A 6,916-nucleotide genomic window follows, 5' to 3' on the forward strand; every position below is an offset into this window, starting at 1 on the left:
GCTTGCTCATCCATGAAAAAGGCCGAAGGCCGACTGAAAGAAGGTGTAAGAAGTCGTGTCAATTCTATGACCGTAATGTTTCAGTTTTACGACTGCGATTGACGGAAGGCCTGGGCTAGAGGGATGGCTTGGCGATACAACGTAATAGCAATGGAATCGGCGCCAACAGAGTGAGGATTTACAAACGACTCTGAGAGGGGGGTTGATGACCGTTTAGCAAAACGCTTCATTGCAACTATGGGCGCAGTCTTTGCAGCAGAAGCGCGCCCCGCTACGCATTGATCCCGTTTCAGTTGGGATTCGGCATCGTCCGGAACTCCAAGCTTGCGAAGTCTCGGTCATGTGGCGAGCACCCGGAAGTAACGCCGACCCGCCAGCTACACTAACTCGATACATTTATGCACAGAGACTTCGACCATGGCGACCAAAACCGCATTCGTATTCGCTGGCGGCGGCAGTTGGGGGTGCGGTGCTGGTGGGTATGTTGCGGGCCTGGTTGAGGCCAATATTCGATGCAATATGGTGGTTGGCGCTTCGGTAGGCGCTATCAACGTTGCCTACTTTGCCGCAAGGCCCGATTTCGATGGCGTCGAGGCGCTCGCCGGATTCTGGCGCGGGCTGTGTAAAACTGACATCTTCCCCCTCTCCTGGCTCGATACCTGTAGAGGACTGATCAAACGGCGTGGCTTTCTGTTGCAGCCGGCGGCGTTACACTGACTGCTGGGTCAGGCATTGCCCATTCATCGCATTGAGGAGGCGGCGTTGCCCCTACACATCGTCACCACCGACCTGCTCAATGGTGCCGAGACGGTTGTGTCCAGTGGCGAACTTGAGCAGGCATTACTGGCCAACGCTGTCATCCCACTGGTGTTCCCTAAATGGACTTCTAGCTCTCGTATCTGACGACTGATCGCTGCCTGTGTTACGCAAAGGGCTTCAGCAACACGAGTAAAATTTTGATACCTGGCTGCCGCCACAAAGGCTTTGACAGCGCGTAACGGCGGCATCTTGATCAGCGTTTGATCTGGTTCAGTCTGCTTAACCATAACAGTAGGTTATCACTAGCCTATCTAAAATATCGATTCTTAAGGCCGGCGGCCTCGTCCTAGACTATCGCAAGGCACCAGCGATCCGTATCAAGAGGCGTGCATAGCGGCAGGTTATCCGAATTGGCTAGCTCGTATAGTCCATTCGAGCCAATAGCGAGCCCGGAATCAAGCCATCCGCGACGCGTTCAGTGCAAAAAAGCCTCTACTTAGGAGCGCATAAAAAATGCATCAATACACCGCCGTATTAGACCTGATCAAGTATCGTAAAACGCAACACGGACTTCCCAGTGCTGCCTATGTTGATCCTGATGTGTGTCGTCGAGACCTAGAACAGATTTGGCATCGGGAGTGGATTTTTTGCGGGCCACACTTTTGACCTAGCCTGCCTTTCAGCCTGGCCCCCTATTCGCAGTTGGTAGAGAATGGGGTCTGCCAATTCATCGACTGGTATTGCGAATTGATGGCTAGACGTGTGGCAGAGGTTGCAGCCGCTGCAAAAGCGCTTAAAGAAGCTATGGGTGGTCGCTGCTTCAAGTGATCACCCTGAAAATAATTACTAAAGTTCCAATCCAAATTTTCCAGCCGCGTAGTTTGACATGAAAAATATCAAGAGGATTTAAGTGTGACCTCCCAGATCTCCAGGTTCCAGTCAGTAGATTCGCGAACGGAATCTCGCAAAGTGTCGAACATAGGTTTTCTGCTGCTGGAAAATTTCTCCCTCACTTGTTTCACTCAATGCCTGGACGTCCTGGTGACAGCAAATCTGATCCAACCAGGCTCCGTAAAAGTACATACTTTCAGTCGTAACGATTCTGAAGTGACCAGTGATTTGGCAATACCGATCAGACCTGACACTCCCCTGACCGATATCAGAATCTCGGATTTGGATTTGATGGTGGTGTGCGGTGGTCTACGGACACCAAGAACGGTACCAAATTGGTTGGTGAGTCTCCTGCAAAAACTTGCAAGCCTACCTATCGCGTTAGGCGGGCTTTGGAATGGTGCCTGGTATCTTGGTAAGGCTGGACTCCTGGATGGCTACCGCTGCGCCATTCATGCAGAGCAGAGAATCGCCCTAGCGGAATACTCCCCAAATACAAGCGTGACTCTGGACACCGTGGTATTGGATCGAGATCGACTTACGGCTTCCACACCTGCAGGCGCATTTCAGGTAATGATTGAGTGGCTGTACAAGGTACTCGATCCAAAGGTGGCAGACGCCGTATTTGAATTGCTGGACTATGACCAGTCTCGCTTTCGTACTACGTCTAAAAGGCACGACCAAAAGGTGACCGTGCCAGTACGAGAAATCATCACTCTTATGAAGTCTAATCTTGAAGAACCATTAGACCTCGATCAACTTGCAGCCTGCGTAAAACTTTCCAGGCGTCAGATCCAGCGCTTTTTCCAAAAGCAGATAGGTACACCCCCTCAAAAATACTACCTTGAATTAAGACTCACTGAAGCCCAGCGCCTGATTCAAAACTCTCGATTAACCATCATAGATATCGCAATTGCCTGCGGGTTCGTATCGGCAGGTCATTTCAGCAGATGCTATAGCAACTTGTTCGGCCATCCACCTTCAAGAGAGGCGCGTTTTGAAATCTAAATTAGTTGGTTTGAAACCACAGCCGGTCAGGCGCCAATTACGCGAACTTATGTATCGCAATCTATCTGGTAGATTCTAGAGGTTAAGGGTCATGCAATCTTGTCTGAATCTGACAGAACAACAACTCTTAATGTATGGAGTGGTTATGCGGGAAGCACTTCTACGAATTCTTGCTCGTCACTCCCCATGTGTAGTTGACGGTGAGGACTCTGAAGTGCGTGTTCGATCCTTGGGCGATGCCCGTTTGAACATCGGTCTCCCCCCCTTCTCGGGCAGTGCATTACCCTCCTCCTTAGCAGCCACCGTTACTCAGGCTTTGTCTGATGCCCCCAAGACTGAGCGAGACTTTAAAATCCTGCTTTCAACGCTTGAGTTTTTATTACCCAATAGCCGTTGGATGAAGCGATCCGCTACCGAAGGAGACAATACCGACTTTGAAGAAAGGCATCGGCATGCTTTGATTCTCGGAAAGGGTGGTCTATTCGAATGTTCAACAATGACAGTGGGAGTTGCGATAATGGAGCCTGGGCTTTATTACCCGTTCCATAAGCATCCCCCTGCAGAATTTTACGTCGTTTTATCAGAGGGTGATTGGTACCGGGAAGATGTCGGATGGTGGAATCCCGGGCCTGGCGGGGTGGTTTTCAATCCCCCGCTCGCTGTCCATTCAATGAGGTCAACCAGCAAACCACTGTTGGCAATTTGGGGGCTGATTGAGGGATCGTCACAGACCACTCTTCAGCACGAGAGCCTGGCAGGGCTAAGTTGAATTGTCTTTAACGGAGGCATCAACAAGCCGCACTCCTTAATTGATGACGCATCGAACACGGTGATCAGAACTCGCTCGACCGTCTGCAGAATATTGGCGCAGACCCGTCTATAGCACGATAAAAATTGAGCCTACTGGCCGACCCGCATGGAACAACGTTCTTACTCCTATAAATACCAGCGGAAGTAGTCATGAATATCAAACAGAAGTTGACCTGGGGATTTGCAACCATCGCCTGCCTCCCCGTCATTCTAGTGGCGGTAATTGTTGTGCTAAATCTGCGGAACGCGGCACTCGCCAACTTCCTGGATAGCAGCAGCCGTGAAATTCGCCAAATTGACAATGGGATGAGTCAGTTCTTCGATAGCATCAGCCAAAGCGTTGAATACATCGCCAAGGATCCGCGAATCGTATCGGCCACGGGATTAAAAAATTATTCCAGTGCCGACGCTGCACAAATACCTTTCCCCGAAATCAATCAACAACTTTTGGAGATCTTCGAGAGATTTGCCAAAAGCCATCCCACCACGGCCTATCTTTCATTGGGCTTGAACGATGGAGGTTATGCTACCTGGCCAGACGACCCTAAAATGGCAAGGTATGACCCGCGCGTGCGTCCCTGGTACAAGGCTGCCATGGCCGCACCAGGCTCCACGGTGCGCACAGAGGCCTATTACTGGGCGCCGGATGATGTGTCGTTGATCGGTACCGTCCGCACTATCGCCGATAGCAGTGGCACTCCAGTAGGCGTTGTTGGCCTGGATGTATCGCTCAAGCGACTGACTGAGTTAGTGAAAAACATAAAGCTGGGGGAAAGCGGCTATCTAATGCTAGTTGAGGCCAATGGCAACGTCCTGGTGGATCCCAGTGACTCAAAACATAACTTCAAGCCCTTGGCCGATCTTGGCCCCAACTATGCTGGACTGACCAACCGCGCAGATGGCGTAAGCCAGATCGAAATTGATGGTGTGCCCTTCATGGCCAACGTGGTCAGCTCGAAGGGTCTCGGCTGGCGTTTTATCGGCTTGATCAAACGTGACGAAGTGATGGCCCAGGCCTCGAGTCTCACTTGGTTGATCGTCGCCATCGCAGCGGTGCTTGCCGTCATCTTCGCCATCGTTGGGGCAAGCTTCGCCAGTGTGATCGTGCGACCGATTCGCGGCGTGGCGGATGGCTTGCAAGAGATTGCCGAAGGTGAAGGCGACCTTACTCGCCAACTCAAAATCCAGGGCAAGGATGAAACCGCTAGCCTGGCGAGCTGGTTTAACCAGTTTTTGGGTGTGATTGCCCAGTTGGTACAGCGCATCGGCAACGCCTCCTCCGACCTGCAAGCCGCGGCCGCTGACACCAGCGAGGTTGCAAAAAACATGAACCAGGCGGCCGGGCGGCAGCGCGAGGCAGTAGAGTTGGTGAGCACTGCTTTCAATGAAATGGTAGCCACTGCCAACGAAGTAGCGCGTTCCTGCAGCGAGGCCGCGAACAGTGCAGATGCGGGTTACCGCGATGTGCACGACGGGCAGCAGCACATAGGTGAAGCTACGGGCAGCGTGCTCAAACTGAGCGCAGACCTGGAAAAGTCGACGCAGACAATGCTGGCGCTCGAACAGGACAGCAAGAACATCAACACCATCCTGGATACCATTCGTTCGATCGCTGAGCAGACTAATTTGCTTGCACTGAATGCCGCAATCGAAGCAGCGCGTGCCGGTGATCAAGGTCGTGGCTTCGCCGTGGTCGCCGATGAAGTGCGCGCCCTGGCACGGCGAACGGCGGACTCTACGGGCGAAATTGACAGCCTGCTAGGAAACCTCGCGCGCAGAACCCAGGAAGTGACCCAACAGATGCAAGGCAGCTTGCAGGTGTCACATACCAGCGTCGAGCGTATTCAGCAGGCTCGCGACAGTTTCGACAAGATCCGCACTTCAGTGGATTCGATTCGCGACCAGAACACTCAAATCGCCACTGCAGCAGAAGAACAGCATCAGGTGGCCGAAGACATAAACCGGCACATCACGCAGATCCATGCCGATGCACAGTTGGTAGAGCAGTTTGCACACTCAGCGCAGACCGGTTCGGGCCGTTTGACTGACATTTCCGCTCAGCTCAAGAGTTTGGTTGGTCGCTTTAAATTCTAGTTTTAGGAACGGTCAGCCAGGGACGGCAAAATAGCAATAATTGGACGTGTTGCAGCGCATGACCCGCACCGCAGAAAAAAAATCACCAACGCCTCAGGGGCATCCGCTAAGGTCGAGTACCTGCGCGGGAATTACCGCGCTGGCTACAACAAGACAGCGCTGGTGAACCGTTGCTGCCGGTGCTGCAACAGGTGTCGGTAGTCCACGCATTCACCGGGTTTCTAGGTCGAGGATCCGAGCTTGGCCGTCGGGATCAGGGGGCTGAGTCACATGACTCTGAACTACATGATTGAGTTTCCTCGGTCGTGGCCTTATGGGAGGGTCAAAAACAATGCAGAGGTCCAGACTCTGGACTGATCCCGCTGACGCGCGCAGATGAACAATGGATGTTCACGCCCCTGCTCCAGATTCAATCGGGCAAGCTCGATTTGCCCTTGCAGTTCACGAGGCAGCGGCGCAGCGGTTGTCCTTTCGAGGGACACCTTCAACTCCGCGCCCGGCAGCTCTTCGGTCACTTGCGATTGCACCAGCAACTCATCGCCGGACAACTCCATCAGCACCGTCGGCGCATGCACGTAAGGTTGCGGTTCAGACGGGTCGCCGACCTTGATGTAGTTATCGATGCGGCTATGAACCTGCAGCGTGGCGCCGGCCAATTGCGACAGGTCGATTTCGATGCTGTCGGTGTCGCCGTTGGTGTCGGTGCGAAAGGCCAGAACCGTTGCATCCTTGCGCCATACAGTTTGTTCGGGGTGATCGAGACCCAAGGCGCGAAAGCCGTTGATGACCGCACCCGTCACGCGAATCTCGCCGGTCCAGTAGGCGCCGCGATAACGGTCCTTGATCCTTGCGCCGCCCAGGCGCAGACGAATACGTTGGCTGGAAAAACCCAATTCCTGATGCAGGTTGCGCGACCAGATCAGTTTGTCGCCATCGAACAGATCGACCTGCTCCCAGCCCGCCTCTCCGAGCAGTCGATAGTCCAGCGTGGCATTTGCATCGGCGGTGAACACTTCACCCATGAAATGCTGGCCCTGGCGCAGGCTGGCAAATGAACGCTCGCCGGTGGTGGCAAAAGTGCGACGGGCGCGAAGTGCCTTGCCAACACTGGCTCGATCGAAGGCCTCGGCCACCACGCCAGTCAGCCCGCCGCGAGAGCCGAACACCGCCGTGGCCGGAACACCACCGCCACAACGCCCCTGATGCTCATCGCTGTTCGCCGCGGCACCCACCCGATAGCCACGCTGAAGCGCTTCGGCGTAGACCCAATGGAACTGCCCCCAGGCCGAGCCGACCTCGATCAGGCGCTCCAGCTCCGGATGGTGCCAGTCGAGGTTGCAACGGCGCCCACCGA

General features: G+C 53.9%; 3 protein-coding genes and 4 pseudogenes. 5 read left to right on the forward strand and 2 right to left on the reverse strand.

Annotated elements, in window-relative coordinates:
- Window positions 1-417: 417 nt before the first annotated feature.
- A pseudogene (locus tag F475_RS05890) lies at window positions 418-876 on the forward strand (patatin-like phospholipase family protein); the annotation flags it as partial.
- On the opposite strand, the pseudogene F475_RS05895 reads toward F475_RS05890, so the two are convergent.
- Window positions 873-1,046, reverse strand: a pseudogene (locus F475_RS05895) (LysR family transcriptional regulator); the annotation flags it as partial. The pseudogenes F475_RS05890 and F475_RS05895 overlap by 4 nt on opposite strands.
- A gap of 682 nt (window positions 1,047-1,728) precedes the next feature.
- Here F475_RS05895 and F475_RS05900 point away from each other — a divergent pair.
- The 4 genes and pseudogenes from F475_RS05900 to F475_RS30965 all read left to right on the forward strand — a co-directional run bounded on the left by F475_RS05900 (window position 1,729) and on the right by F475_RS30965 (window position 5,562).
- Window positions 1,729-2,658 (forward strand): GlxA family transcriptional regulator, encoded by a 930-nt coding sequence (locus F475_RS05900; protein WP_111453409.1) that lies wholly within the window; start codon window positions 1,729-1,731, stop codon window positions 2,656-2,658.
- Between the two features lie 145 nt (window positions 2,659-2,803).
- Window positions 2,804-3,427, forward strand: coding sequence for a dimethylsulfonioproprionate lyase family protein (locus F475_RS30955; protein WP_158538455.1), 624 nt, complete (start codon window positions 2,804-2,806; stop codon window positions 3,425-3,427).
- A gap of 191 nt (window positions 3,428-3,618) precedes the next feature.
- Window positions 3,619-4,695, forward strand: a pseudogene (locus tag F475_RS30960) (cache domain-containing protein); the annotation flags it as partial.
- A gap of 99 nt (window positions 4,696-4,794) precedes the next feature.
- Window positions 4,795-5,562, forward strand: a complete 768-nt coding sequence (locus tag F475_RS30965; protein ID WP_371924251.1) for a methyl-accepting chemotaxis protein — start codon at window positions 4,795-4,797, stop codon at window positions 5,560-5,562.
- 311 nt (window positions 5,563-5,873) lie between these two features.
- On the opposite strand, the pseudogene F475_RS05915 reads toward F475_RS30965, so the two are convergent.
- Window positions 5,874-6,916, reverse strand: a pseudogene (locus F475_RS05915) (hypothetical protein); the annotation flags it as partial.

The sequence above is a fragment of the Pseudomonas sp. URMO17WK12:I6 genome (assembly GCF_003253625.1).
GTDB lineage: Bacteria > Pseudomonadota > Gammaproteobacteria > Pseudomonadales > Pseudomonadaceae > Aquipseudomonas.

Excerpts from the sequence above, each read along its gene's own strand:
- F475_RS30955 (WP_158538455.1), top strand. The coding sequence starts at position 2,804 with ATGCGGGAAGCACTTCTACGAATTCTTGCTCGTCACTCCCCATGTGTA.
- F475_RS30965 (WP_371924251.1), top strand. The coding sequence starts at position 4,795 with ATGAACCAGGCGGCCGGGCGGCAGCGCGAGGCAGTAGAGTTGGTGAGC.